23 protein-coding genes are annotated in these 25,925 nt (G+C 55.9%); 6 read left to right on the forward strand and 17 right to left on the reverse strand.

Annotation, left to right across the window (positions count from 1 at the left end):
* Positions 1-19: 19 nt before the first annotated feature.
* From atpD to rpmH, 17 genes are all read right to left on the reverse strand, one after another.
* A complete protein-coding gene (gene atpD, locus AC1D1M_RS12820) occupies positions 20-1,399 on the reverse strand; it encodes a F0F1 ATP synthase subunit beta (protein WP_008045671.1) in 1,380 nt (459 codons plus the stop codon).
* 27 nt (positions 1,400-1,426) lie between these two features.
* Positions 1,427-2,287, reverse strand: coding sequence for a F0F1 ATP synthase subunit gamma (gene atpG / locus AC1D1M_RS12825; protein WP_085723558.1), 861 nt, complete (start codon positions 2,285-2,287; stop codon positions 1,427-1,429).
* Between the two features lie 50 nt (positions 2,288-2,337).
* On the reverse strand, positions 2,338-3,882 hold the full coding sequence (atpA, locus tag AC1D1M_RS12830) for a F0F1 ATP synthase subunit alpha (protein ID WP_008045678.1): 1,545 nt from the start codon (positions 3,880-3,882) through the stop codon (positions 2,338-2,340).
* 21 nt (positions 3,883-3,903) lie between these two features.
* Entirely contained in the window at positions 3,904-4,440 is a 537-nt protein-coding gene (locus AC1D1M_RS12835) for a F0F1 ATP synthase subunit delta (RefSeq protein WP_007934341.1), read from the reverse strand.
* A gap of 12 nt (positions 4,441-4,452) precedes the next feature.
* The gene (locus AC1D1M_RS12840; protein ID WP_008064601.1) at positions 4,453-4,923 is read right to left on the reverse strand and encodes a F0F1 ATP synthase subunit B; all 471 of its coding nucleotides are present in this window, start codon (positions 4,921-4,923) and stop codon (positions 4,453-4,455) included.
* Between the two features lie 58 nt (positions 4,924-4,981).
* Entirely contained in the window at positions 4,982-5,239 is a 258-nt protein-coding gene (gene atpE / locus AC1D1M_RS12845; protein WP_003097235.1) for a F0F1 ATP synthase subunit C, read from the reverse strand.
* A gap of 134 nt (positions 5,240-5,373) precedes the next feature.
* A complete protein-coding gene (gene atpB, locus AC1D1M_RS12850) occupies positions 5,374-6,243 on the reverse strand; it encodes a F0F1 ATP synthase subunit A (RefSeq protein ID WP_477775902.1) in 870 nt (289 codons plus the stop codon).
* A 16-nt stretch (positions 6,244-6,259) separates the two neighbouring features.
* The gene (locus AC1D1M_RS12855) at positions 6,260-6,667 is read right to left on the reverse strand and encodes a F0F1 ATP synthase subunit I (protein ID WP_477775903.1); all 408 of its coding nucleotides are present in this window, start codon (positions 6,665-6,667) and stop codon (positions 6,260-6,262) included.
* A 148-nt stretch (positions 6,668-6,815) separates the two neighbouring features.
* Complete coding sequence (locus tag AC1D1M_RS12860) at positions 6,816-7,688, reverse strand: ParB/RepB/Spo0J family partition protein (protein ID WP_477775904.1); 873 nt, start codon at positions 7,686-7,688, stop codon at positions 6,816-6,818.
* A gap of 9 nt (positions 7,689-7,697) precedes the next feature.
* The gene (locus AC1D1M_RS12865; protein ID WP_095943037.1) at positions 7,698-8,495 is read right to left on the reverse strand and encodes a ParA family protein; all 798 of its coding nucleotides are present in this window, start codon (positions 8,493-8,495) and stop codon (positions 7,698-7,700) included.
* An 18-nt stretch (positions 8,496-8,513) separates the two neighbouring features.
* The gene (gene rsmG / locus AC1D1M_RS12870) at positions 8,514-9,158 is read right to left on the reverse strand and encodes a 16S rRNA (guanine(527)-N(7))-methyltransferase RsmG (RefSeq protein WP_477775905.1); all 645 of its coding nucleotides are present in this window, start codon (positions 9,156-9,158) and stop codon (positions 8,514-8,516) included.
* Positions 9,155-11,053 (reverse strand): tRNA uridine-5-carboxymethylaminomethyl(34) synthesis enzyme MnmG, encoded by a 1,899-nt coding sequence (gene mnmG / locus AC1D1M_RS12875; RefSeq protein WP_477775906.1) that lies wholly within the window; start codon positions 11,051-11,053, stop codon positions 9,155-9,157. The genes rsmG and mnmG overlap by 4 nt, the downstream gene beginning before the upstream one ends.
* 550 nt (positions 11,054-11,603) lie before the next feature.
* A complete protein-coding gene (mnmE, locus tag AC1D1M_RS12880; protein ID WP_477775907.1) occupies positions 11,604-12,974 on the reverse strand; it encodes a tRNA uridine-5-carboxymethylaminomethyl(34) synthesis GTPase MnmE in 1,371 nt (456 codons plus the stop codon).
* Positions 12,975-13,053: 79 nt separating this feature from the next.
* The gene (gene yidC / locus AC1D1M_RS12885) at positions 13,054-14,733 is read right to left on the reverse strand and encodes a membrane protein insertase YidC (RefSeq protein WP_477775908.1); all 1,680 of its coding nucleotides are present in this window, start codon (positions 14,731-14,733) and stop codon (positions 13,054-13,056) included.
* A gap of 2 nt (positions 14,734-14,735) precedes the next feature.
* On the reverse strand, positions 14,736-14,981 hold the full coding sequence (gene yidD, locus AC1D1M_RS12890) for a membrane protein insertion efficiency factor YidD (RefSeq protein WP_010207715.1): 246 nt from the start codon (positions 14,979-14,981) through the stop codon (positions 14,736-14,738).
* Entirely contained in the window at positions 14,974-15,375 is a 402-nt protein-coding gene (gene rnpA / locus AC1D1M_RS12895; RefSeq protein ID WP_056727027.1) for a ribonuclease P protein component, read from the reverse strand. The genes yidD and rnpA overlap by 8 nt, the downstream gene beginning before the upstream one ends.
* A gap of 16 nt (positions 15,376-15,391) precedes the next feature.
* Positions 15,392-15,526, reverse strand: a complete 135-nt coding sequence (gene rpmH, locus AC1D1M_RS12900) for a 50S ribosomal protein L34 (protein WP_003213577.1) — start codon at positions 15,524-15,526, stop codon at positions 15,392-15,394.
* 566 nt (positions 15,527-16,092) lie between these two features.
* On the opposite strand from rpmH, the gene dnaA reads away from it, so the two are divergent.
* From dnaA to AC1D1M_RS12930, 6 genes are all read left to right on the forward strand, one after another.
* Positions 16,093-17,616, forward strand: a complete 1,524-nt coding sequence (dnaA, locus tag AC1D1M_RS12905) for a chromosomal replication initiator protein DnaA (RefSeq protein ID WP_477775909.1) — start codon at positions 16,093-16,095, stop codon at positions 17,614-17,616.
* A 39-nt stretch (positions 17,617-17,655) separates the two neighbouring features.
* Entirely contained in the window at positions 17,656-18,759 is a 1,104-nt protein-coding gene (gene dnaN / locus AC1D1M_RS12910; RefSeq protein WP_007969885.1) for a DNA polymerase III subunit beta, read from the forward strand.
* Between the two features lie 20 nt (positions 18,760-18,779).
* Positions 18,780-19,883, forward strand: coding sequence for a DNA replication/repair protein RecF (recF, locus tag AC1D1M_RS12915; protein WP_477775910.1), 1,104 nt, complete (start codon positions 18,780-18,782; stop codon positions 19,881-19,883).
* 5 nt (positions 19,884-19,888) lie between these two features.
* The gene (gene gyrB / locus AC1D1M_RS12920) at positions 19,889-22,306 is read left to right on the forward strand and encodes a DNA topoisomerase (ATP-hydrolyzing) subunit B (protein WP_223443611.1); all 2,418 of its coding nucleotides are present in this window, start codon (positions 19,889-19,891) and stop codon (positions 22,304-22,306) included.
* A gap of 1,037 nt (positions 22,307-23,343) precedes the next feature.
* Positions 23,344-23,982 (forward strand): TnsA endonuclease N-terminal domain-containing protein, encoded by a 639-nt coding sequence (locus tag AC1D1M_RS12925; RefSeq protein ID WP_442096441.1) that lies wholly within the window; start codon positions 23,344-23,346, stop codon positions 23,980-23,982.
* Positions 23,963-25,924 (forward strand): transposase family protein, encoded by a 1,962-nt coding sequence (locus AC1D1M_RS12930; RefSeq protein ID WP_477775911.1) that lies wholly within the window; start codon positions 23,963-23,965, stop codon positions 25,922-25,924. The genes AC1D1M_RS12925 and AC1D1M_RS12930 overlap by 20 nt, the downstream gene beginning before the upstream one ends.
* Position 25,925: the final 1 nt, after the last annotated feature.

The raw sequence follows: 25,925 nt of genomic DNA on the forward strand, positions 1-25,925 counted from the left end.
CCGTTGCCGGGCGCCGGGATTACAGTTTCTTGGCTTTCTCGATCGCTTCTTCGATGCCGCCAACCATGTAGAACGCTTGTTCTGGCAGGTGGTCGTAGTCACCGTTGAGGATGCCTTTGAAGCCAGCAATGGTGTCTTTCAGGGAAACGTATTTACCCGATGCACCGGTGAAGACTTCAGCCACGAAGAACGGCTGCGACAAGAAGCGCTGGATCTTACGAGCACGGTTTACCAACTGCTTGTCGGCTTCCGACAGCTCGTCCATACCCAGGATCGCAATGATGTCCTTCAGTTCTTTGTAACGCTGCAGAACGTACTGAACGCCGCGAGCGGTGTCGTAGTGGTCCTGGCCGATCACGTTCGGGTCCAGCTGGCGCGAAGTCGAGTCGAGTGGATCGACCGCTGGGTAGATACCCAGGGAAGCGATGTCACGGGACAGAACGACGGTAGCGTCCAAGTGGGCGAAGGTGGTCGCTGGCGACGGGTCGGTCAAGTCATCCGCAGGTACGTATACCGCTTGGATCGAAGTGATCGAACCTTCCTTGGTCGAAGTGATACGTTCTTGCAGAACGCCCATCTCTTCAGCCAGGGTCGGCTGGTAACCTACTGCGGAAGGCATACGGCCCAGCAGTGCGGATACTTCAGTACCGGCCAGGGTGTAACGATAGATGTTGTCGACGAACAGCAGAACGTCGTTACCTTCGTCACGGAACTTCTCGGCCATGGTCAGGCCGGTCAGTGCTACGCGCAGACGGTTTCCCGGCGGCTCGTTCATCTGACCGTAAACCAGTGCCACTTTGTCCAGAACGTTGGAGTCCTTCATCTCGTGGTAGAAGTCGTTACCCTCACGAGTACGCTCACCCACACCAGCGAACACGGAATAACCGCTGTGCTCGATGGCGATGTTACGGATCAGTTCCATCATGTTTACGGTCTTGCCTACACCGGCACCACCGAACAGACCGACTTTACCGCCTTTGGCGAACGGGCAAACCAGGTCGATAACCTTGATGCCGGTTTCCAGCAGGTCGTTGCCGCCTGCCTGTTCAGCGAACGAAGGCGCTGGACGGTGAATGCCCCAACGCTCTTCAGTAGCGATAGGACCAGCTTCGTCGATCGGGTTGCCCAGAACGTCCATGATCCGGCCCAGTGTCGCTTTACCGACCGGTACGGAAATGGCTGCGCCAGAGTCGACAACGTCCAGACCGCGCTTCAAGCCTTCGGTGGAACCCATCGCAATGGTACGAACCACGCCGTCGCCCAGCTGCTGCTGAACTTCCAGGGTGGTCCCGGCCGCGCTTTGTACAGTCAGCGCGTTGTAGATGCTCGGTACGCTGTCGCGTGGAAATTCCACGTCGATAACGGCGCCGATGATTTGAACGATACGTCCGCTACTCATAGCTGGATCCTCTGAATATTTGAACCGTTAAACCGCGGCAGCGCCGCCGACGATTTCCGAGATCTCTTGGGTGATCGCAGCCTGACGCGCCTTGTTGTAGACCAGCTGCAAATCGCTGATCAAATCACCGGCGTTGTCGGTAGCGTTCTTCATTGCGATCATCCGCGCAGCTTGTTCAGCCGCGTTGTTCTCGACCACCGCCTGGTAGACCTGCGACTCCACGTAACGGACCATCAAGCCGTCGAGCAGCTCCTTGGCATCCGGTTCGTAGAGATAGTCCCAGTGGTGCTTGAGGTCTTGATCCGGGGTTGCCACCAGTGGAATCAACTGCTCCACGGTAGGCTGTTGTGTCATGGTGTTGATGAACTTGTTGGACACCACGGACAGGCGGTCAATACGGCCGTCCAGGTAGGCATCCAGCATCACCTTGACGCTGCCGATCAGATCATTGATCGACGGCTCTTCACCCAGGTGGCTGATAGCTGCTACGACGTTACCGCCGAAGTTGCGGAAGAAAGCCGCACCCTTGCTACCAACTACACACAGATCGATCTCGACGCCGTTTTCGCGGTTTACCGCCATGTCCTTGACCAGAGCCTTGAACAGGTTGGTGTTCAAGCCACCACACAGACCACGGTCACTGCTCACTACGACATAACCAACGCGCTTTACTTCACGGTCGATCATGAACGGGTGGCGATATTCCGGGTTAGCGTTGGCCAGATGACCAATAACCTGGCGGATGCGCTCCGCGTAAGGACGGCTAGCAGCCATGCGCATTTGTGCCTTGCGCATTTTACTGACCGCCACTTTTTCCATGGCGCTGGTAATCTTTTGCGTGCTTTTGATGCTCGCAATCTTACTGCGAATCTCTTTTGCGCCTGCCATGTAACACCTATCAGGTTAGCAAGCGGGAGCCTTGCGGCTCCCGCTGCGGCTTACCAGGTTTGGGTGGCCTTGAACTTCTCGATACCGGCTTTCATGCCAGCGTCGATTTCGTCATTGAAGTCACCTTTCACGTTGATCTTCGCCATCAAATCGGCGTGATCGCGGTTGAAGAAAGCAATCAGCGCTTGTTCGAAGCTGCCGATCTTGGCGATTTCAACGTCAGTCAGGAACCCACGCTCAGCGGCATACAGCGACAGCGCCATGTCAGCGATCGACATTGGTGCGTATTGCTTCTGCTTCATCAGCTCGGTAACGCGCTGACCATGCTCAAGTTGCTTACGGGTCGCTTCGTCCAGGTCAGAAGCGAACTGGGCGAATGCTGCCAGTTCACGGTACTGAGCCAGAGCGGTACGGATACCACCGGACAGCTTCTTGATGATCTTGGTCTGAGCGGCACCACCCACACGGGATACCGAAACACCGGCGTTCACTGCAGGGCGGATGCCCGAGTTGAACATGGCCGATTCCAGGAAGATCTGACCGTCGGTGATGGAAATCACGTTGGTCGGAACGAACGCGGAAACGTCGCCAGCTTGGGTTTCGATGATCGGCAGTGCGGTCAGGGAACCGGTTTTGCCGGTCACTGCGCCGTTGGTGAACTTCTCTACGTACTCTTCCGAAACGCGGGATGCGCGCTCCAGCAGACGGGAGTGGAGATAGAACACGTCGCCTGGGTAAGCTTCACGGCCTGGTGGACGGCGCAGCAGCAGGGAAATCTGGCGGTAAGCCACTGCTTGCTTGGACAGATCGTCATAAACGATCAGCGCGTCTTCACCGCGGTCGCGGAAGAATTCACCCATGGTGCAACCGGAGTACGGTGCCAGGAATTGCAGCGCAGGAGATTCCGAAGCACTGGCAGCCACGATGATCGTGTTGGCCAGGGCGCCGTTTTCTTCCAGCTTGCGAACCACGTTGGCGATGGTCGATTGTTTCTGACCGATCGCGACGTAGACGCAGTAGATGCCGCTGTTCTTCTGGTTGATGATCGCGTCGATCGCCAGAGCGGTTTTACCGATCTGACGGTCACCGATGATCAGCTCACGCTGGCCACGGCCGACAGGGATCATGGCATCGACAGCCTTGTAGCCAGTCTGTACAGGCTGGTCTACCGACTTACGCCAGATCACGCCTGGAGCAACTTTCTCGACCGCGTCGGTCTCGGTGTTGCCCAGTGGACCTTTGCCGTCAACAGGGTTACCCAGTGCGTCGACTACGCGACCCAGCAGTTCCTTACCAACCGGAACTTCCAGGATGCGGCCAGTGCACTTGGCGCTCATGCCTTCAGCCAGAGACTGGTAAGCGCCCAATACAACGGCACCTACGGAGTCTTGCTCCAGGTTGAGGGCCATACCGAAGACGCCGCCCGGAAACTCGATCATCTCGCCGTACATTACGTCGGCCAGACCGTGAATCCGCACGATACCGTCAGATACGCTGACGACAGTGCCTTCGTTACGGGCTTGGGAGGTCACATCGAGCTTGTCGATGCGGCCCTTGATAATTTCACTTATTTCGGAAGGATTGAGTTGCTGCATTGCTCTGCTGCCCCTTCAAACTCAAGATTTCAATGCTTCGGCAAGTTTCGCGATTTTGCCGCGAATCGAGCCATCGATAACCAGGTCGCCGGCGCGGATGACGACACCACCAATAAGGGCAGCGTCCTCCGCAACTTGCAGGCGCACTTCCCGGTTGAGTCGTGCACTGAGAACCTTGGCGAGTTTGTCTTGCTGTTCTTGGTTCAATGCAAAAGCACTGGTCACTTCAACGTCTACCGACTTCTCTTGTTCGGCCTTGTACAGGTCGAACAGAGCGGCGATCTCCGGCAACAGCGGGAGACGGTCGTTTTCGGCAACGACGTTAATGAAGTTCTGTGCCTTGGCATCAAACTTGTCGCCGCACACGTCAATGAACGTGGCGGCCTTTTCTGCGCTCGTCAGTCGCGGGGCCTTGAGCACGCGCTGCATGGTGTCGTCTTCCGACACCGCTGCAGCCAGGCCGAGCATGGCTGACCAATTGGCCAGTTGCTGGTGGGCCTGAGCGTGCTCGAAGGCCGCCTTAGCGTAAGGTCGGGCCAACGTGGTCAGTTCTGCCATGATCGCCCTCGCTTAGATTTCAGCAGCCAGTTGGTTAACCAGCTCTGCGTGCGCGTTTTGATCGATTGTGGCACCCAGGATCTTCTCGGCGCCGCCGACTGCCAGCAAGCCCACTTGGGCACGCAGCGCGTCTTTGACACTGTTCAGTTCCTGTTCGATCTCGGCCTGAGCCTGAACCTTCACACGGTCAGCGTCGATACGGGCTTTTTCAACAGCCTCTTCGACAATCTGGTTACCGCGTTTCTTGGCTTGCTCGATGATTTCAGCTGCCTGAGCTTTCGCTTCGCGCAGTTGCTGACCCGCTTTCTCTTGGGCCAACTCCAGGTCGCGAGCTGCACGGCTGGCAGCGTCCAGACCATCAGCGATCTTCTTTTGACGTTCATGCAATGCCGCAATGACCGGAGGCCATACGAACTTCATGCAGAACAGTACAAAAATCAGGAACGCAACGGACTGGCCAATCAGGGTCGCATTAATGTTCACGCCAACACCTCGCAGTTACGTTGTCCATCACACCAAATTACCCGGAAGATCCGAGTAATTAGCCAGCGATTTGACCAACGAACGGGTTCGCAAAGGTGAAGAACAGAGCGATACCAACACCGATCATGGTTACGGCGTCGAGCAGACCGGCAACGATGAACATTTTAACTTGCAGCATTGGAACCATTTCTGGCTGACGCGCTGCGCCTTCCAGGAACTTGCCGCCCAGCAGGCCGAAACCAATTGCGGTACCCAGTGCGCCCAGGCCGATCAACAGTGCAACAGCGATAGCGGTTAGACCAACTACAGTTTCCATCTTTCCTCCCGACTTTTACGTCGTATGGTTTAGGTTTTTTTAATTTAAAGCGGTAAAACAAATCGTTTCAGACGCCCCGTGAGGAGCCCCCTCCCGTTTGACCGGGAGGGACATCAGACTAGTCGAAACTGGTCTTAATGGTTTTCTTCGTGCGCCATCGACAGGTAGACGATGGTCAGCATCATGAAGATGAACGCCTGCAGGGTGATGATCAGGATGTGGAACACAGCCCACGCCCACTGCAGTACAACGCCCAGGCCACTAAGCCAGAGCAGACCGCTGCCGAACATCACAGCAATCAGAATGAAGACCAGCTCGCCGGCGTACATGTTGCCGAACAGACGCAGAGCCAGGGAGATCGGCTTGGCGATCAGGGTCACGAATTCCAGCAGGAAGTTCACCGGGATCAGCAGGGCTTGAACGAAGATGTTCTTGCTGCCGAACGGGTGCAGGGTCAGCTCGCCGATGAAGCCGCCGAGGCCCTTGATCTTGATGCTGTAGAAAATGATCAGCGCGAACACCGAGAAGGCCATGGCCAGAGTAGCGTTCGGGTCGGTGGTCGACACGGCACGGAACGGGATGTGGTGGTCGCCGGAGATCAGGATGGCCAGCTGAGGAATCCAGTCGACCGGTACCAGGTCGACGGCGTTCATCATGAACACCCAGACGAAGATGGTCAGTGCCAGTGGTGCAACCACCGGGCTACGGCCATGGAAGCTGTCTTTCACGCTGCCATCGACGAATTCGACCAATACTTCAACGAAGTTCTGCAAAGCACCAGGAACACCGGTAGTCGCCTTCTTTGCCGCCATGCGGAAAAGGAGAACGAAAATCAGACCCAATGCGACCGACCAGCCGAGAGTATCGACGTGGAAAGCCCAGAAGCCCATTTCCTTGGCTTCTGCTGCGGTGTGGGCAAAGCCCCAGCCGCCGGTAGGGAGCTGACCGAAGGTCAGGTTCTGCAAGTGGTGCTGGATATAGCCCGAAGCGGTTGTTTCTGCCATGGTTGCCTCAAACGCCCTAAGGTCTCGAAAGTCTTGTTCTCATCAGCAGGGGAGCGAACCAGCTGACCGACTGAGTCAGCACGAAGGCACCGAATACTGCAATCGGCGCCAGTGGCTTCACACCTGCAAACACCAGTGCAAACAGCACTGCCGTCAAAATCAGTTTGCCTGCCTCGCCGGCATAAAAAGACCGGACGATGGACTGGGCTGCTCGGGCGCCGGAAAACCGAAATGCCCTGTGAGCGAAATAAACATTGGGTAGCAAGGCTATCAGGCCTCCGCAGAGTCCCGAGTACCCGGCAACGACTCCATATCGGTACCAGAGCGCCAAAGCGGCGACCAGCAACACGACAAATTGAGCCATTAACACCGGAAAAACTGCCAGGCGATGGAAGGGCAAGCGGTTTGGCGTGCGGGTTTCCATCTCTTTTACTCCCCAATGGTCGGCTGCCGAAACTCACTAACTTGGCATAATTTGTGCCGACAAAATGCGCGCAGAGTATAGGGGCGGTTCTGCCCCTATTCAACTGTCAGGTAGTGATTTCCGACTGCGCGCTACATGAGGAAATGTTTCAGCGGATATGTGCAAGTACACCTTGGAGTTCATCCAAGGAGTTGTAACCAATCACCAACTGCCCCTTACCCTTCTTACCGTGGCGGATCTGCACCGCAGAGCCTAGGCGCTCGGCCAGGCGCTGTTCGAGACGGGCAATATCCGGGTCCGGTTTTGCCGGTTCAACAGGCTCCGGTTTGCCACTCAACCACTGGCGAACCAGTGCCTCGGTTTGGCGCACGGTCAGCCCGCGTGCGACAACATGTCGCGCCCCTTCGACCTGTTGAATTTCCGGCAAACCGAGCAAAGCACGGGCATGACCCATTTCCAGGTCGCCGTGGGACAGCATGGTCTTGATGACTTCCGGCAAGGAAATCAGGCGCAACAGGTTAGCCACGGTCACCCGGGACTTGCCCACAGCCTCGGCCACCTGTTGCTGGGTCAGCTGGAACTCCTGCTGCAAACGCTGCAGGGCCACCGCTTCTTCAATCGGGTTCAGGTCTTCGCGCTGGATGTTCTCGATCAGTGCGATGGCGATCGCGGTTTCATCGGGCACATCGCGGACCATCGCCGGGATGGTTTCCTGGCCGGCTTGCTGGCTGGCGCGCCAGCGACGTTCGCCGGCAATGATTTCAAAGCGACCGCTGCCGATCGGGCGAACCACGATGGGCTGCATGACGCCCTGGGCCTTGATCGACTGCGCCAGCTCTTCGAGCGCCTGCGGATCCATGTCACGACGTGGCTGGTACTTGCCGCGCTGGAGCAGATCCAGGGGAAGGTGTTGCAGCTCACGCTGATCGGCCTGCACCGCTTGTTCTTCCAGCGAACTGACAGTCGGACCACTCAACAGAGCATCCAGTCCACGTCCGAGACCTCGTTTCTTGACGGCCATGGGGATTCCTTAAGTTGCCTGAGCAGCGGCGATGCGTGAGTTTTTGCGTTGACGACGAACCATTTCGCCCGCCAATGCCAGGTAGGCAACGGCGCCTCGCGACGCTTTGTCGTACGCCAGCGCCGGCATGCCGTAGCTTGGCGCTTCGGCCAGACGGATGTTACGCGGAATGACGGTGTCGTAGAGCTGCTCGCCGAAGTGTTCCTTGAGCTGCGCCGAGACATCGTTCATCAGGCTCAGGCGCGGGTCGTACATCGTACGCAGCAGGCCTTCGACCTTGAGGTTCGGATTCAGCAATTCAGAGATACGCTTGATGTTATCCACAAGGTCGCTCAAGCCTTCGAGTGCGAAGTACTCGCACTGCATGGGGATAATGACCCCGTCGGCGGCAACCAGTGCGTTCAAGGTCAGCATCGACAGCGACGGCGGGCAGTCGATCAAAATGTAATCGTAGTTTTCCCGGATCGGCGCCAGCGCACTGCGCAGGCGGCTTTCCTTCATCTGCATTTCCAGCAGCACCACTTCGGCCGCGGTCAGGTCGCGGTTGGCCGGCAACAGCTGGTAACCACCGTGTTCGGAATAGTGCATGGCCTGGGCCAAGTCACATTCGCCGATCAGCAGGTCGTAGACCGAGTTTTCCAGGCCATGTTTATCCACACCGCTACCCATGGTGGCGTTGCCCTGTGGATCAAGATCGATCAACAGCACCCGGCGCTTGGTCGCGACCAGGGATGCTGCGAGGTTGATGCAGGTGGTGGTTTTGCCCACGCCACCCTTTTGGTTCGCAATCGCGAATACCTTAGCCATTCTTGCTTGTGTTCCCAATCATGCCGTGCGGCGCAGTATCAGCAGATGGCGTTGGCCTTGGCAACCAGGTACGGCCAGGGCGTGTTCGCTATCGAGGTGGAAGTCTGCCGGCAATGCTACCAGCTCATCGGCCGGATGAACGCCCTTCATTGCCAGCCAGCGTGTTTCGCTATCGCCGAGGTGGCGAGTCCAGTTGCTGAAGTTTTCCATGCTGCTGAACGCCCGGGAAATGATCCCGTTGAACGGCTGGGCAGGCTGGAACGCTTCGACGCGACTGTGGATAACTTGCAGGTTATCCAGTTTGAGTTCGAGTTTCACCTGGGTCAGGAAGCGGGTTTTCTTGCCGTTACTGTCCAGGCAGGTCACCTGGGACTCGGGAAACAGGATCGCCAACGGAATGCCAGGCATGCCGCCGCCACTGCCGACGTCGAGCCAGCGACCGTTTTCGATGAACGACATCACACTCAGACTATCGAGCAAGTGACGGGAAACCATTTCGTCCGGATCACGCACAGCGGTGAGGTTGTAAGCCTTGTTCCATTTGATCAACAGGGCCAGGTAACCCAGCAGTTGTGCGTGCTGGGTATCTGTCAGTGTGACGCCAATCTGACGGGCACCTGTGGATAACTCTTCTGCGTGTTGCGAAGTGACCAACGAACTCAAGCGCTTTGCTCCAACTGACGGCCCGCGCCGCGTTTTTTCAAATGAATCATCAACAGCGAAATGGCTGCCGGCGTTACGCCCGGGATACGCGAGGCCTGGCCCAAAGTCTCTGGACGGGTCGCACCGAGCTTGCTCTGGATCTCTTTGGAGAGACCGGAAATAGTCGTGTAATCGATATCCACAGGCAGTTTGGTGTCTTCGCTGGCGCGCAAGCGGGCGATTTCATCCTGTTGACGATCGATGTAACCGGCGTACTTGGTCTTGATTTCGACCTGCTCGGCGACCTGTGGATCTTCCGCGCCCCCACCGGTCACGGCGATCAGACCAGCGTAGTCGATTTCCGGACGACTCAAGAGATTGAGCAGGTTGTATTCGTGAGTCAGCGGCGTGCCGAATTTTTCAGCAATCGCATCGCCCTGTTCGGTGCCCGGGCGTACCCAGGTGCTTTTCAGGCGCTGCTCTTCCAGTTCGATGCTTTCGCGTTTTTTGCAGAAAGCGGCCCAACGCACGTCATCGACCAGGCCCAGTTCGCGACCTTTTTCGGTCAGGCGCAGGTCCGCGTTGTCTTCACGCAGGATCAGACGGTACTCGGCGCGGGACGTAAACATGCGGTACGGCTCTTGGGTACCGAGGGTAATCAGGTCGTCGACCAACACACCGATGTAGGCTTCGTCGCGACGCGGGCACCAGGCATCTTTGCCTTGCGCGCGCAGTGCCGCGTTGGTTCCAGCGAGTAAACCCTGGGCACCGGCTTCTTCGTAACCGGTTGTGCCGTTGATTTGCCCGGCAAAGAACAGACCGCCGATGACTTTGGTTTCCAGGCTGTACTTCAGGTCACGCGGGTCGAAGTAGTCGTACTCGATCGCGTAGCCCGGACGCACGATGTGCGCGTTTTCCATGCCGCGGATCGATTGCACGATCTGCAATTGCACGTCAAACGGCAAGGATGTGGATATCCCGTTCGGATACAGCTCATGGGTGGTCAAACCTTCCGGCTCGATGAACACCTGATGGCTTTCCTTGTCGGCGAAGCGATGGATCTTGTCTTCGATCGACGGGCAATAACGCGGGCCGATGCCTTCGATCTCACCGGCAGCGGAATACATCGGCGAACGGTCGAGGTTCGCGGCAATGATTTCGTGGGTGCGCGCATTCGTGTGGGTAATCCAGCAGCTGACTTGCTTCGGATGCTGCTCTTTGGACCCCATGAACGACATCACCGGGATCGGCGTATCACCCGGTTGTTCGGACATCACCGAGAAATCCACAGACCGGCCGTCGATACGCGGCGGAGTACCGGTTTTTAAACGACCCACACGCAATGGCAGTTCACGCAGACGGTGAGCCAGCGCGATCGATGGCGGATCACCGGCGCGACCGCCGGAAAAATTCTGCAAACCGATGTGGATAAGTCCACCGAGGAACGTGCCGGTGGTCAACACCACGGAATCGGCGAGGAAACGCAGACCCATTTGCGTGACAACACCACGGACTTGTTCCTGGTCGACGATCAAATCGTCAGCGGCTTGTTGAAATATCCACAGGTTCGGCTGGTTTTCCAGGATTTCACGGACAGCGGCCTTGTACAGAACCCGGTCTGCCTGTGCGCGGGTTGCTCGCACCGCCGGGCCTTTGCGGCTGTTCAACACGCGAAACTGGATACCGCCTTTATCGGTAGCCATGGCCATCGCGCCGCCGAGGGCATCGATTTCCTTGACCAGATGGCTTTTGCCGATCCCGCCAATGGCCGGGTTGCAACTCATGGCACCGAGGGTTTCCACGTTATGCGTCAGCAACAGGGTTTTAACCCCCATACGTGCTGAGGCCAGTGCTGCCTCGGTACCGGCATGACCGCCGCCGATGACGATCACTTCAAAACGGGAAGGGAAATCCACCACGCACCTCGTGCCTGCTTAAGTAGGTAATTCAGGAATAGTTTGAGCTCAGGTTTTTGGACCTGGTCGACAAGTATAGGGACTTCGCCCTTCCTAAAGAACCCTTTGCACAAAATTTAACCAGCTGTGGAAAAGTCGGAGTTATAGAAATTAAAAAGAAAGAAATTTATTAAATCTTTGTTTTTATGTTTATTTCTATGCACATACATTTCTGTGGATAGATTGATACAGGCCTTTGTTTTCAATGTGTACAGAGATTCAAAACCCTGTGTTCATGTGCCAATGAGGCCCTTGGATAACCGGTGTAAGCCTGTGGATGAAAGGGGTGGTTATCCACAGAGGCGGTTATGTTCAGTTTTAGAGCCCTGTTATCAACTGACCTTAGCTACGGTTATTCACAGGGCTTAATCCACAGAAAAGTGCCGTTTGCTCGAAATTCAGGTACAGGAATTCCGCTCAAGCAGATGAAGTCCGCTCGGCACTGGAGGTTTTTTTCAGAAAAGGAGAAAGCAGACAGGCACGAATGGCCTGTCTGTGAATAACAGGAAGGCTACTTACCGATACAGAAGCTGGAGAAAATTCGCCCCAGCAGATCGTCAGAGCTGAAAGCACCGGTGATTTCACCTAGCGACTGCTGAGCGTGGCGCAAATCCTCGGCCAACAACTCGCCAGCACCGGCCAGGGTCAATTGGGCACGGCCATGCTCGAGGGCAGCACTGGCATGACGTAGCGCCTCAAGGTGTCGCCGGCGAGCGCTGAAGCTGCTTTCGGACGTTTGTTCGTAGCCCATGCAGGCTTTCAAATGGTCGCGCAGCAGATCCAGGCCCTCACCACCGGATTTCGCACTCAGGCTGATGGTGACGTGGCCATCTTCGCGGACCTCCAATGCAATGGCTTCGCCCGTGAGATCGGCCTTGTTGCGGATCAGGGTCACTTTCGCCGGATCAGGGCGGATTTCCAGAAACTCCGGCCAGAGTGCGAATGGATCGAGGGCTTCCGGCGCCGTAGCATCGACCACCAGCAATACCCGATCCGCTTCGCCGATGGCTTTCAAGGCACGCTCGACGCCGATCTTTTCCACATGATCATCGGTATCGCGCAGACCGGCGGTATCCACCACGTGCAGCGGCATGCCATCGATGTGGATATGTTCACGGAGCACGTCACGGGTGGTGCCGGCAATTTCGGTCACGATCGCCGCTTCACGCCCGGCCAGTGCATTGAGCAGGCTGGATTTACCGGCATTCGGACGACCGGCAATGACCACGGTCATGCCGTCTCGCAGCAAGGCGCCCTGCCCGGCTTCGCGCATGACGGTGGATAACTCGTCGCGCACCTTGTCGAGCATGCTCAGGACGTGGCCATCAGCGAGGAAGTCGATTTCCTCTTCCGGGAAATCGATGGCCGCTTCGACATAGATGCGCAGGCCGATCAGTTGCTCGGTGAGGTTATGCACACGTGACGAGAAAGCACCCTGCAGGGAGCGCAACGCGTTTCGCGCAGCCTGGGCAGAACTGGCTTCAATCAGGTCGGCAATGGCTTCGGCCTGGGCCAGGTCAAGTTTGTCGTTGAGGAAGGCGCGCTCACTGAATTCTCCCGGTCGGGCGAGACGGCATCCCAGTTCCAGGCAGCGCTTGAGCAACATATCCAGAACAATCGGACCGCCATGGCCTTGCAGTTCCAGCACATCTTCGCCTGTAAAAGAGTTCGGGCCGGGGAAATACAAGGCAATGCCCTGGTCCAGCACCTCGTCGTTTTCACTGAAAAACGGACCGTAGTGGGCAAATCGCGGCTTGAGCTCGCGACCGCTGAAAGCCTTGGCCGCAACGCTGGCCAACGGCCCGGAAATACGCACGATGCCTACACCGCCGCGACCTTGAGCGGTGGCGACGGCGGCAATGGTTTCACGAGGAACGCTCATAAACCGGTATCCAGACAAAAGTGACAGATAGCAAAACGCCCCACTAGGGGGCGTTTTGAGTGGTTATCCACAGTGTAAATCAGGCAGCTGCTTTGGTAGCCGCTTCGATCTTACGTGTGATGTACCACTGTTGGGCGATCGACAGGCAGTTGTTCACTACCCAGTACAGCACCAGACCAGCCGGGAACCAAAGGAAGAAGAAGGTGAAGATGATTGGCATCAGCTTCATCACCTTGGCCTGCATCGGATCCGGAGGCGTCGGGTTCAACTGCTGCTGGATGAACATGGTTGCACCCATGATGATCGGCAGAATGAAGAACGGATCCTTGATCGACAGGTCAGTAATCCACAGCATGAACGGCGCCTGACGCATCTCGACGCTTTCCAGCAGAACCCAGTACAGCGAGAGGAAAACCGGCATCTGCACGAGGATTGGCAAGCAACCACCCAGCGGATTGATCTTCTCTTTCTTGTACAGCTCCATCATGGCTTGCGACATTTTCTGCCGGTCATCGCCATGTTGCTCTTTCAGCGCGGCCAGTTTCGGTGCCACTGCACGCATGCGCGCCATGGATTTGTAGCTGGCAGCCGACAGCGGGAAGAAGATCCCTTTGATCAGCATGGTCAGGAAGATGATCGACCAGCCCCAGTTGCCGACAATGGCGTGGATATGTTGCAGCAACCAGAAAATCGGTTGGGCGATGAACCACAGAATGCCGTAGTCGACCGTCAGTTCCAGACCTGGGGACAACTCTTTCAGCACAGCCTGGCTTTTCGGACCGGCGTACAGAACAGCGCTGGTTTCAGCCTTGGCACCCGGCGCAACACTCATCGATGGGCCGGTGTAGCCGATGATGTAGTTGCCTTTGCTGTCTTTACGGGTCTGGACGACGTTGTTTTCGCCCTTGGCCGGAATCCATGCGGTCACGAAATAGTGCTGCAACCAGGCAACCCAACCGCCAGTGACGGTTTCTTTCAACGGCGCCTTGTCCATGTCCTTCATGGACACTTTCTTGTACGGCTCGGAACTTGTCCACAGGGCGGCGCCCAGGTAAGTCGCGGTGCCGGTAGCCGTGGTCGACGAAGGATCAGCGCTGGCGTCGCGCTTCAACTGGGCGAACATCGCACCGGTCCAGGGCTGGGCGCTCTGGTTGTCGATCAGGTAGGAAACGGTTACGTCATACAGGCCGCGTTTCAGGGTGAAACGCTTGATGTAGTTGACGCCGTCCTTGCTGAACTTCAGGTCCACGACCAATTGGTCTTGACCGTCAGCCAGCTGATAAACCTTCTTCTCCGAGGAATAAACCGGACGACCGGCCGGATTTGCATCCGGACCGTTGGTGCCGATCAGACCGCTTTGTGCCAGGTAAGTACGTTCGCCGCCGTTATCGAACAGCTGGAACGGAATTTCCGGGTGATCCTGACGACGCGGATACAGCGGCAGGGTCAGCTGGGCAACATCGCCACCTTGTGGGTCGACAGCCAGATCCAGTACATCCGTTTTGATCTGGATGAGGTCCTTGCTCACAGCCACCGGCGTTTCGGCAGGTGCGCTGGTGTCGCTTGCAGCACGTGGAATGTCGTCACTAGCGGAAGCGTTGGAGCCAGATGCCGTATCCGGCAGGCCCGATGCAGTCGTATTGGTGGCAACATTCTGAGTCGGCAGGGCAGCCTGGCCATAGTCCTGGTTCCATTTAAGAACCATAACGTAGGACACGATTGCCAGGGCGACGATCAGGATCGTGCGTTTGATATCCATGATTACTCGGCCATCGAAGAAGAACGGGAGGTAGGGATAGGTGGAACCGGGTCATAACCACCGGGATTCCACGGATGACAGCGACCTAAACGACGAAAGGTCAGCCAGCCACCGCGAAGAAGGCCATGATTTTCGATGGCTTCTAACGCGTAGCAGGAACAACTGGGGTAGAAACGACAGTGACTGGCCATCAGGGGACTAATGGCATAGCGATAAAACTGGATCGGAACGAGTGCCAGTTTACGCATCTGGACTGTCTACCCCTACAGTTTCGGTTTTGACTGCTGGTACTGGCGAACTGCGAGCCAGACGTTTCCAGAGTTTGCCGAAATGCTGAATCAATTCGGGGTTTTCTACGTCGCCCAAACCTTTGCGCGCGACGATAACAATGTCCCAGCCGACCAGAGAATCCTGGTTCAGGCGAAACGATTCGCGCATCAGACGTTTGAGGCGATTGCGCTCGACGGAGAGCTTTACGCTCTTTTTCCCGATAACCAACCCGAGACGGGGGTGATCAAGATCGTTGTTGCGCGCAAGGAGCAGGAGATTTTTCCCCGGAACCTTGCCGGTAGGGGAGTCAAAGACTGCCTTGAATTGCCGGGGGGTAAGCAGACGCTTTTCCCGACTGAAGTCCTGACTCACCTCCAGTGCCGGATTATCAAACTGCCAGACGCGCACGACCTTTGGCGCGACGACGCGACAGGACGGCACGACCGTTCTTGGTAGCCATGCGAGCACGGAAACCGTGGGTACGAGCGCGTTTGATAGTGCTTGGTTGGAAAGTACGTTTCATTGTCGTGTTACCTGGTTCGTCCACAACGGGCCGGAATGGCCCCCGTTTTAAGAGACCGGGGATTCTAGAGAAAGCAAGCCTTCAGGTCAATTTCCAACCAACGTTTCCTTATAAATAGATCTCCAGACGTTTTGTGCTGCACGAACCGCCGGTAAATATAAAAATAAGAAAGGAAAGTATTTAAAGCTTTTCTGTAAAGCTTATAAAAGCTAGGCCCGCATCCTTCTGTGGATAAGTCTATTCAGCCCTTGTTTTACCTGATGTACAGAGAATGACAACTACAGTGGAAAACGGTGTTCAGCCTGTGCTGCGCTGTCGGATAACCTGTGTGTGAAAGGAGGACTTATCCACAGGCAGGTTATCCACCGAGTTTCGCCCCCACTTGTGCAATGACCTTAACCCCGGTTATCCACAGAGCTTATGCACAGACCACTGGTCGCCTTTTTTGCGTATGAAACGGTGATTCTTCTTGGTCGATGAACCACCTTCGTGTGGATAAGTCGGCGTCTGGTCGCTACAATGGCCGCTTGTTTTTGCCTCACCGGCTTTCAACTTAGGGGATATCCGTGTCAGTGGAACTTTGGCAGCAGTGCGTGGAGCTTCTGCGCGATGAGCTGCCTGCCCAACAATTCAACACTTGGATCCGTCCACTACAGGTCGAAGCCGAAGGCGACGAATTGCGTGTCTATGCGCCCAATCGTTTTGTTCTGGACTGGGTCAACGAAAAGTACCTGGGGCGTGTTCTCGAGTTGCTCGATGAGCACGGCAATGGCATGGCGCCTGCGCTTTCCTTATTAATAGGCAGTAAACGCAGTTCGGCACCCCGTGCCGCGCCAAACGCTCCCCTGGCTGCTGCGGCTTCCCAGGCCCAGGCTGCACAAGCCCCCGCCAGTCCGCCGTCGCCGGCACCTGCCGCGGCTTCGACCAAACGTGCCACGCAAAAAGTAGCTGAGGTCACCGAGGAAGAACCTTCCCGTGACAGCTTCGACCCGATGGCCGGTGCGAGCTCGCAACAGGCTCCGGTTCGTGCCGAGCAACGTACCGTGCAGGTCGAAGGTGCGCTCAAGCACACCAGTTACCTGAACCGCACTTTTACCTTCGAGAACTTCGTTGAAGGTAAATCCAACCAGTTGGCGCGCGCCGCCGCCTGGCAGGTGGCAGATAACCCCAAGCATGGTTACAACCCGCTCTTCCTTTATGGTGGCGTCGGCCTGGGTAAAACCCACTTGATGCACGCTGTGGGTAACCATCTATTAAAGAAGAACCCGAATGCCAAGGTGGTGTACCTGCATTCCGAGCGTTTCGTGGCGGACATGGTCAAGGCCCTGCAACTGAACGCGATCAACGAGTTCAAACGCTTCTACCGTTCGGTGGATGCGTTGCTGATCGATGACATTCAGTTCTTCGCCCGCAAGGAGCGTTCCCAGGAGGAGTTTTTCCACACCTTCAACGCCCTGCTTGAAGGCGGCCAACAGGTCATTCTTACCAGTGACCGCTACCCGAAAGAAATCGAAGGCCTTGAAGAGCGCCTCAAATCCCGCTTTGGCTGGGGCCTGACCGTAGCGGTAGAGCCGCCGGAATTGGAAACCCGTGTGGCGATCCTGATGAAGAAGGCCGATCAGGCCAAAGTCGAACTGCCTCACGACGCCGCGTTCTTCATTGCCCAACGCATTCGCTCCAACGTCCGTGAGCTGGAAGGCGCGCTCAAGCGCGTGATCGCCCACTCGCACTTCATGGGCCGCGATATCACCATCGAGCTGATTCGCGAATCCCTTAAGGACTTGTTGGCGTTGCAGGATAAACTGGTCTCTGTGGATAACATTCAGCGCACTGTCGCCGAGTACTACAAGATCAAAATCTCCGACTTGCTGTCCAAACGCCGTTCGCGTTCGGTCGCTCGTCCGCGTCAGGTCGCCATGGCGTTGTCCAAGGAACTGACCAACCACAGCCTGCCGGAAATCGGTGATGTGTTTGGCGGTCGCGACCATACAACGGTCTTGCACGCGTGCCGCAAGATCAACGAACTTAAGGAATCCGACGCGGACATCCGCGAGGACTACAAGAACCTGCTGCGTACGCTGACCACTTGATGAACACCAGCGCAGCTTATTAAGGCAAGGGACTAGACCATGCATTTCACCATTCAACGCGAAGCCCTGTTGAAACCCCTGCAACTGGTCGCAGGCGTCGTCGAACGCCGACAGACCTTGCCGGTACTTTCCAACGTGCTGCTGGTTGTCGAAGGCCAGCAATTGTCGCTGACCGGTACCGACCTGGAAGTCGAGCTGGTTGGTCGTGTTCAACTCGAAGAGCCGGCGGATCCGGGTTCCATCACCGTGCCGGCGCGCAAGCTGATGGACATCTGCAAAAGCCTGCCGAACGATGCGCTGATCGACATCAAGGTCGATGAGCAGAAGCTTGTGGTCAAGGCTGGCCGTAGCCGCTTCACCCTGTCGACACTGCCGGCCAACGACTTCCCTACCGTAGAAGAAGGTCCGGGTTCGCTGACCTGCAGCCTGGAGCAGAGCAAGCTGCGCCGTCTGATCGAGCGCACCAGCTTCGCCATGGCCCAGCAGGACGTGCGTTACTACCTCAACGGCATGCTGCTGGAAGTCTCCGCTGGCGTGATCCGCGCCGTAGCCACCGACGGTCACCGTCTGGCGATGTGCTCGATGCAGGCCGATATCGGTCAGCCGGATCGTCACCAGGTCATCGTGCCGCGCAAAGGTATCCTCGAACTGGCACGCCTGCTCACCGAGCCGGACGGCAATGTCAGCATCGTGCTGGGTCAGCACCACATCCGCGCCACCACCGGTGAGTTCACCTTTACTTCGAAGCTGGTCGACGGAAAATTCCCGGACTACGAGCGTGTTCTGCCTAAAGGCGGCGACAAGCTGGTACTAGGCGATCGTCAGGCTCTGCGTGAAGCGTTCAGCCGTACCGCCATTCTGTCCAACGAGAAGTACCGTGGTATCCGTCTGCAACTGGCCAGCGGTCAGCTGAAGATCCAGGCGAACAACCCGGAGCAGGAAGAAGCGGAAGAAGAAGTGGGCGTTGAATACAACGGCGGCTCTCTGGAAATCGGCTTCAACGTGAGCTACCTGCTCGACGTACTGGGCGTGATGACCACCGAGCAGGTTCGTCTGATCCTGTCCGACTCCAACAGCAGCGCGCTGGTGCAGGAATCGGATAACGACGACTCGGCCTACGTTGTCATGCCGATGCGTCTGTAATCATGCTCAGCAGAAGCTAGATGTCCTTAAGTCGCGTCTCGGTCACCGCGGTGCGCAATCTGCACCCGGTGACCTTCTCCCCCTCCCCCCGCATCAATATTCTTTACGGCGCCAACGGCAGCGGCAAAACCAGTGTTCTGGAAGCCATCCATCTGCTGGGGCTTGCCCGTTCGTTTCGCAGCACCCGTCTGTTGCCGGTCATTCAATACGAACAGCTTGCCTGTACGGTATTTGGCCAGGTTGAACTGGCGGAGGGTGGGCATAGCGCTTTGGGCATCTCACGGGATCGACAAGGCGAATTCCAGATCCGTATCGATGGGCAGAACGCGCGCAGCGCCGCGCAACTGGCCGAGATCCTGCCACTGCAACTGATCAATCCGGACAGCTTTCGATTGCTGGAAGGTGCGCCGAAGATTCGCCGACAGTTTCTCGACTGGGGTGTGTTCCACGTGGAACCGCGCTTCATGTCAACCTGGCAGCGCTTGCAGAAGGCCCTGCGCCAGAGAAACTCTTGGCTGCGGCATGGTACACTTGACGCCGTTTCGCAAGCGGTTTGGGACAGGGAACTGTGCCAGGCCAGCGCTGAAATTGATGAATACCGCCGCGCTTATATCAAAGCCTTGAAACCAGTCTTTGAACAAACCTTGAGCGATCTGGTTGAGCTTGAAGGCTTGACGCTCAGCTATTACCGCGGCTGGGACAAAGACCGTGAACTGAGTGCTGTGCTCGCCGGGTCTCTTCAGCGGGACCAGCAAATGGGGCATACCCAGGCCGGACCACAACGTGCTGATTTGCGGCTCAGACTGGGCGCGCATAACGCTGCGGATATCTTGTCCCGTGGCCAGCAGAAGTTGGTGGTTTGCGCATTACGGATTGCCCAAGGTCACTTGGTCAGCCAGGCTCGACGCGGTCAGTGTATTTATCTGGTGGATGACTTGCCGTCCGAGCTGGACGAGCACCACCGTCGCGCGCTTTGCCGCTTGTTGGAAGACTTACGCTGCCAGGTATTTATAACCTGTGTAGATCACGAATTATTGAGGGAAGGCTGGCAGACGGAAACGCCAGTTGCTCTGTTCCACGTGGAACAGGGCCGTATCACCCAGATCCACGACCATCGGGAGTGAAGGCATTGAGCGAAGAAAATACGTACGACTCAACGAGCATTAAAGTGCTGAAAGGCCTGGATGCCGTACGCAAACGTCCCGGTATGTATATTGGTGACACCGACGATGGCAGCGGTCTGCACCACATGGTGTTCGAGGTGGTCGATAACTCGATCGACGAAGCTCTCGCCGGCCACTGCGACGACATCAGCATCATCATCCACCCGGATGAGTCCATCACCGTTCGTGACAACGGTCGTGGCATCCCGGTAGACGTGCACAAAGAAGAAGGCGTTTCGGCAGCCGAGGTCATCATGACCGTGCTGCATGCCGGCGGTAAGTTCGACGATAACTCCTACAAAGTATCCGGCGGTCTGCACGGTGTAGGTGTGTCGGTGGTGAACGCACTGTCCAAAGAACTGGTCCTGACCGTTCGCCGTAGTGGCAAGATCTGGGAACAGACTTACGTCCACGGTGTTCCGCAAGAGCCGATGAAAATCGTTGGTGAGAGCGAAACCACGGGCACCCAGATTCACTTCAAGCCATCGGCTGAAACCTTCAAGAATATCCACTTCAGCTGGGACATCCTGGCCAAGCGGATTCGCGAACTGTCCTTCCTCAATTCCGGTGTCGGCATCGTCCTCAAGGATGAGCGCAGCGGCAAGGAAGAGTTGTTCAAGTACGAAGGCGGCCTGCGAGCGTTCGTTGAATACCTGAACACCAACAAGACTGCGGTCAACCAGGTGTTTCACTTCAACATTCAGCGCGAAGACGGTATCGGCGTGGAAATCGCCCTGCAGTGGAACGACAGCTTCAACGAGAACCTGTTGTGTTTCACCAACAACATTCCACAGCGCGATGGCGGTACTCACCTGGTGGGTTTCCGTTCCGCACTGACGCGTAACTTGAATACCTACATCGAAGCCGAAGGTCTGGCGAAGAAGCACAAAGTCGCGACCACCGGTGACGATGCCCGTGAAGGCCTGACCGCGATCATTTCGGTGAAAGTACCGGATCCGAAGTTCAGCTCCCAGACCAAAGACAAGCTGGTGTCTTCCGAAGTGAAGACCGCTGTCGAACAGGAAATGGGCAAGTACTTCTCCGACTTCCTGCTGGAAAACCCGAACGAAGCCAAGCTGGTCGTCGGCAAGATGATCGATGCGGCGCGTGCTCGTGAAGCGGCGCGTAAAGCCCGTGAAATGACCCGCCGTAAAGGCGCGCTGGATATCGCCGGCCTGCCGGGCAAACTGGCTGACTGCCAGGAAAAAGACCCTGCCCTTTCCGAACTGTACCTCGTGGAAGGTGACTCTGCTGGCGGCTCCGCCAAGCAGGGACGTAACCGTCGGACCCAGGCCATCCTGCCGCTGAAGGGCAAGATCCTGAACGTCGAGAAGGCGCGTTTTGACAAGATGATCTCTTCGCAAGAAGTGGGTACCTTGATCACCGCGCTGGGCTGCGGTATCGGCCGCGACGAGTACAACATCGACAAGCTGCGTTACCACAACATCATCATCATGACCGATGCTGACGTCGACGGTTCGCACATCCGTACCCTGCTGCTGACCTTCTTCTTCCGTCAGTTGCCGGAGCTGATCGAACGCGGCTACATCTACATCGCTCAGCCACCGCTGTACAAGGTCAAGAAAGGCAAGCAAGAGCAATACATCAAAGACGACGACGCCATGGAAGAGTACATGACGCAGTCGGCCCTGGAAGATGCGAGCCTGCACCTGAACGAAGAAGCACCTGGTATCTCCGGTGAAGCGCTTGAGCGTCTGGTGAATGACTTCCGTCTGGTGATGAAGACCCTCAAGCGTCTGTCGCGCCTGTATCCACAGGAGCTGACCGAGCACTTCATCTACCTGCCAGCGGTGAGCATGGAGCAACTGTCCGATCACGCAGCGATGCAAGATTGGCTGGCTCAGTACGAAGTGCGTCTGCGCACCGTCGAGAAGTCGGGTCTGGTCTACAAGGCCAGCCTGCGTGAAGACCGTGAGCGTGGCGTCTGGCTGCCAGAGGTCGAATTGATCTCACACGGCCTGTCCAACTATGTCACCTTCAACCGCGACTTCTTCGGCAGCAACGACTACAAGACCGTGGTTTCCCTGGGCGCTCAACTGAGCACCCTGCTGGACGACGGCGCGTACATCCAGCGTGGCGAGCGCAAGAAGCCGGTGACCGAGTTCAAGGAAGCCCTTGAATGGCTGATGGCTGAAAGCACCAAGCGTCACACCATCCAGCGATACAAAGGTCTGGGCGAAATGAACCCGGATCAGCTGTGGGAAACCACCATGGACCCAAGCCAGCGCCGGATGCTCAAAGTGACCATCGAAGACGCCATTGGCGCAGACCAGATCTTCAACACCCTGATGGGTGATGCGGTCGAACCTCGCCGTGACTTCATCGAAAGCAACGCCCTGGCGGTGTCCAACCTGGACTTCTGATCCCGGTTGTAGGATCACAAAAAAGCTGCTGAAAATCACAATATGCTGCTTCGCCGCGCTTGAAAAAAGGCCAACCCACGCGGGTTGGCCTTTTTTTTGAGGAGCTAGCTGGAGCCCTCCTCGCCCAAGAGCCCTGCCCGTTGGATTGAGCAGTTCATGCAGACTGACAATTTCTCGTATAGGCGCCTCGCCTTCATTCCCCAAGATTCATTGGGATCATCACCGATGACGTGATCGTGCTGGGAATTCCGATAGGCGTTTCGGCTGGAGAAATGTGTCGGAAGCAATTCAGTGGGACCGCGTGGTGGTTAGCGTTTGAAGGTGTTCAGTTTTGGGGAAATGCTGGAGGGCTACTGAAGAAATTTACGCATGCCCTGGCATGGCGCAGGTTTACAGCTGGGCGATAGAAGCCGCTAAGTCATGGGTGAGGGCATTTGTGCGACAGCTCAACTCATGAGGCGAAAACTTCGTTGAGCGCAAAAAGCCGATACTAACTATCTACAACTTATGTCGACTACACGTAAGACTAATCCTATTAGTGTTAGTTGTTAATCATTCGACGTAAGTTTGTCTGTGATTTCCCTATTAGGTTTAGGGTTTTCTGAATGAAAATCTGCCGCGCGAAAGTTTGCGCGGTTTAATAGACTGGATTAGAATCGGGCGGTTAAAAATAAAGCGAGCTCCGTTTCCGGAAGCTCGCTTTATTCAAGCACTTAAACGATTTTGTTCGAGCAAAATCATAAGTCGCTTACGCTAAGTACTGATCTCTATTTTCACTACAAAAGGAGCAAACCAAATGTAGAAAACCTCAGCTTAGGGCTGATAGGGCAACAGAAAGAGCAAACCCAGCGCGTCGTTGCTTAGACCACAACACGCGCAATTTCTTCTTTTTTTCTTGCCCTGTCAATCCCTTCCCATCATTTCGACTGTAGCGAGTGATCTCGAGGGGGGAGTGTTCTCTTCAGGAAACTCCTACGTTCCTGTTGAGCGCCACGCCCCGTGCCGCTCGGAAACTCGATCGCTTAGAGGAAAGTGACATGGCAGTACGCAAGGTTGTCACCCGAAGATCTTGGCATTTCAGAGGGTACTTCCCGTCCCTCAAGAATGGCCATTCCGTACCCTTTGAATCAATCCTGGAAAGTGGATTTTTCCGTTTGCTGGAGCTTTCACCGGACGTGCGCAGCTATGAAGTGCAGCCGGTTCGTGAGTCTTTCGAAATCGAAGGCGAGCCTGCTCAGTACGTACCAGATGTCGAAGTAGAACTGTATGACGGCAATAGGATTTGGGTGGAAATCAAGCCAGCACCGCACACGAAAAATCACGCCACAGCCGCTCGTTTGGATGCAGCCGCGACCCATTTCAGTGTCACGAACCGTCGCTTCGAAGTGGTAACAGATGAAGTTATTTGGGCTGAGCCGCGGAGCACCACAGTGCTGGAGATTCTCTACCATCGCCGCGGGCCTAGCCTCACGACGCCTCAGTGGCTGGGCCTTTTCTCACGGATCAAGATCGAAAGCCCACAGACCATCGCGGAACTGTGCTTGGTAGTGGGTGAAGCTCAGGCTTGGCGCCTTTTGGGCCTCGGGAAAATTGGTGTCGATCTGGAAAAAACGCTCAGTTCTAAATCTCCTATCTACATTGAGGGAGGGCATCGCCATGCAGATTTTTACTCTTAAACCAGGCTTGGCTGTAACAATGAATGATCGGTACCTGGTATTTCGATCACGCCTTGTGGATCGGCGGCTTAATTTTGCGGATGAGCTGGGCGAGCCCGTTCTAATGAAGGAGAAAGACTTTTATGTGGGCTATGTTCAACGATCAATATGTGTAACTCCTGATCAACCAAAGCTCGGATATATTCCGCTTCAAAAAAATGCGCCACGAGACCTTTCCACTTATCTGCCTGAGCATAAGGAGGAGGCTTTAAGACGGCGACCATACGTAGAAGCCCTGCTGGCCTACTCTGGAAAGCTTCCTGGAAAGGAAGAACTCAAGGAGGTCATCGCCTCTGTGTGGGAGGAAGTTAAAAGCAGTGCCAAGGCGCCTTCTGTTGATACTGTTAAACGCTGGTTAAGCAGATATAAATGGAAGTCTGTCACAGCGCTAGTTCCGCTGCATGAGCAAAAAGGTCGCCACCGATTAATATATGGGGAGCTCGAAGAGTTGCTCTTGGGTGTGATTAACGAGCATTACTTGAATGATACTAGGGAGCCGGTTACCACAGTCATTGAAGAATTCAAAGGCAGGATTAAAGAGCACAATCTGAAAAAGTTGAGTGCTCAACATTTATCTTGTCCCTCTAGCATGACGGTGTATCGATATATACAAAGGCTAGACCCATATTTGGTCGACTCCGCCAGATTAGGCAAGCATACGGCCAATCAAAAACACCGGCGTGCAATTGGTCAGCTTCAGGTATCTGGACTATGTCATCGCTGGGAAATCGACCACACCCACTTGGATGTAATGCTGATTGACCCTGAGACGGGTCTAGTAATCGGTCGGCCTTATTTGACGGTGGTTCTGGACCGTTTTTCCCGAATGGTGATGGCTTATCTCCTGCATTTTGCAGCTCCCAATACGGAGAGCGTGCTGACGGTGATCGAAAAAGCCATTTGTCCCAAGGAAGCATTACTCCAGAACTATCCAAAAGTGGTTTGCAGTTGGCCGGCGCAAGGGCTTCCCCGTCAGATTGTTCCTGACAATGCGGCGGAGTTCCATGCAGGAGACCTGATGGTGGCTTTCGATGATTTGGGAATTGAAGTTTTGTACCCCAGGTCGCGCGGGCCACAAATGAAGGGCGCAGTGGAGCGATTTTTTGGTACCACTGCGCGGGGGTTCGTCCATCGATTGCCCGGGACCACTTTTGCGAATATTGAGGAGAAGGGAGAGTACGACTCAGTGGCCAACGCATGCCTCACATTCGAAGATCTCGACGCATTGGTAATGAAATGGATTGTGGATATCTATCATCAGAGCCCACATCGGGGGTTGGAGGACAGAACACCTGACCAGGTGTGGCGTGGGGCAGAGGCTAAGGCCGTGCTTCAGATGCCTGTAGACCTGGACGCACTGGAAGCAATCCTTGCCTGCCGAAAAAACCCGAAGTTACATCACTATGGTATCGAGGTTGGCGGCCAGTATTATCACTCGGATTTGCTCGCGGATATGAAACTACAGCACAACAACCCGTTTTCTGTAGACGCCCGTTACCGTGATGATATGGGTCACGTTTGGGTGTATGACGACCTGCGAAAAATATTTTTCCAAGTGCCCTGTAAAGATAAGCGCCTGGTTGGTGTGAGCCGAGACTTGTACAACGAGGCTAAAAAGCAACTCCGTCAGAGTGGCGTTCTCAATCCCGATGTAGATGCCCTCCTCCGCGCTTCGCGGGAAATACAACAGGACATTCAGCGTGCTAAAGACTCCAAGCGGCTTTCTGATCGACGCCGAAATGCTGCTTTGGCTCGTCATCGAAGTGGTGTACCGGTAGCGCCTATCGACTCTGCCACGGTGCTCGAGAATGTGCCTATACCAATTGGGGCGAATCTATCTGAAATCCCTGACCTGGTCGTCGAAACCACGAGCCGCCAATCCTGGCTAGACAGGAGGGTGTGAA

The sequence above is a fragment of the Pseudomonas sp. P1_F7 genome (assembly GCF_056405655.1).

Excerpts from the sequence above, each read along its gene's own strand:
- atpB (WP_477775902.1), bottom strand. The coding sequence starts at position 6,243 with ATGGCAGAAACAACCGCTTCGGGCTATATCCAGCACCACTTGCAGAAC.
- atpA (WP_008045678.1), bottom strand. The coding sequence starts at position 3,882 with ATGCAGCAACTCAATCCTTCCGAAATAAGTGAAATTATCAAGGGCCGC.
- mnmE (WP_477775907.1), bottom strand. The coding sequence starts at position 12,974 with ATGAGCGTTCCTCGTGAAACCATTGCCGCCGTCGCCACCGCTCAAGGT.
- recF (WP_477775910.1), top strand. The coding sequence starts at position 18,780 with ATGTCCTTAAGTCGCGTCTCGGTCACCGCGGTGCGCAATCTGCACCCG.
- yidD (WP_010207715.1), bottom strand. The coding sequence starts at position 14,981 with ATGCGTAAACTGGCACTCGTTCCGATCCAGTTTTATCGCTATGCCATT.
- atpG (WP_085723558.1), bottom strand. The coding sequence starts at position 2,287 with ATGGCAGGCGCAAAAGAGATTCGCAGTAAGATTGCGAGCATCAAAAGC.
- rpmH (WP_003213577.1), bottom strand. The coding sequence starts at position 15,526 with ATGAAACGTACTTTCCAACCAAGCACTATCAAACGCGCTCGTACCCAC.
- AC1D1M_RS12930 (WP_477775911.1), top strand. The coding sequence starts at position 23,963 with ATGCAGATTTTTACTCTTAAACCAGGCTTGGCTGTAACAATGAATGAT.
- atpE (WP_003097235.1), bottom strand. The coding sequence starts at position 5,239 with ATGGAAACTGTAGTTGGTCTAACCGCTATCGCTGTTGCACTGTTGATC.
- AC1D1M_RS12860 (WP_477775904.1), bottom strand. The coding sequence starts at position 7,688 with ATGGCCGTCAAGAAACGAGGTCTCGGACGTGGACTGGATGCTCTGTTG.
- dnaN (WP_007969885.1), top strand. The coding sequence starts at position 17,656 with ATGCATTTCACCATTCAACGCGAAGCCCTGTTGAAACCCCTGCAACTG.
- AC1D1M_RS12925 (WP_442096441.1), top strand. The coding sequence starts at position 23,344 with ATGGCAGTACGCAAGGTTGTCACCCGAAGATCTTGGCATTTCAGAGGG.
- yidC (WP_477775908.1), bottom strand. The coding sequence starts at position 14,733 with ATGGATATCAAACGCACGATCCTGATCGTCGCCCTGGCAATCGTGTCC.
- atpD (WP_008045671.1), bottom strand. The coding sequence starts at position 1,399 with ATGAGTAGCGGACGTATCGTTCAAATCATCGGCGCCGTTATCGACGTG.
- AC1D1M_RS12865 (WP_095943037.1), bottom strand. The coding sequence starts at position 8,495 with ATGGCTAAGGTATTCGCGATTGCGAACCAAAAGGGTGGCGTGGGCAAA.
- AC1D1M_RS12835 (WP_007934341.1), bottom strand. The coding sequence starts at position 4,440 with ATGGCAGAACTGACCACGTTGGCCCGACCTTACGCTAAGGCGGCCTTC.
- AC1D1M_RS12855 (WP_477775903.1), bottom strand. The coding sequence starts at position 6,667 with ATGGAAACCCGCACGCCAAACCGCTTGCCCTTCCATCGCCTGGCAGTT.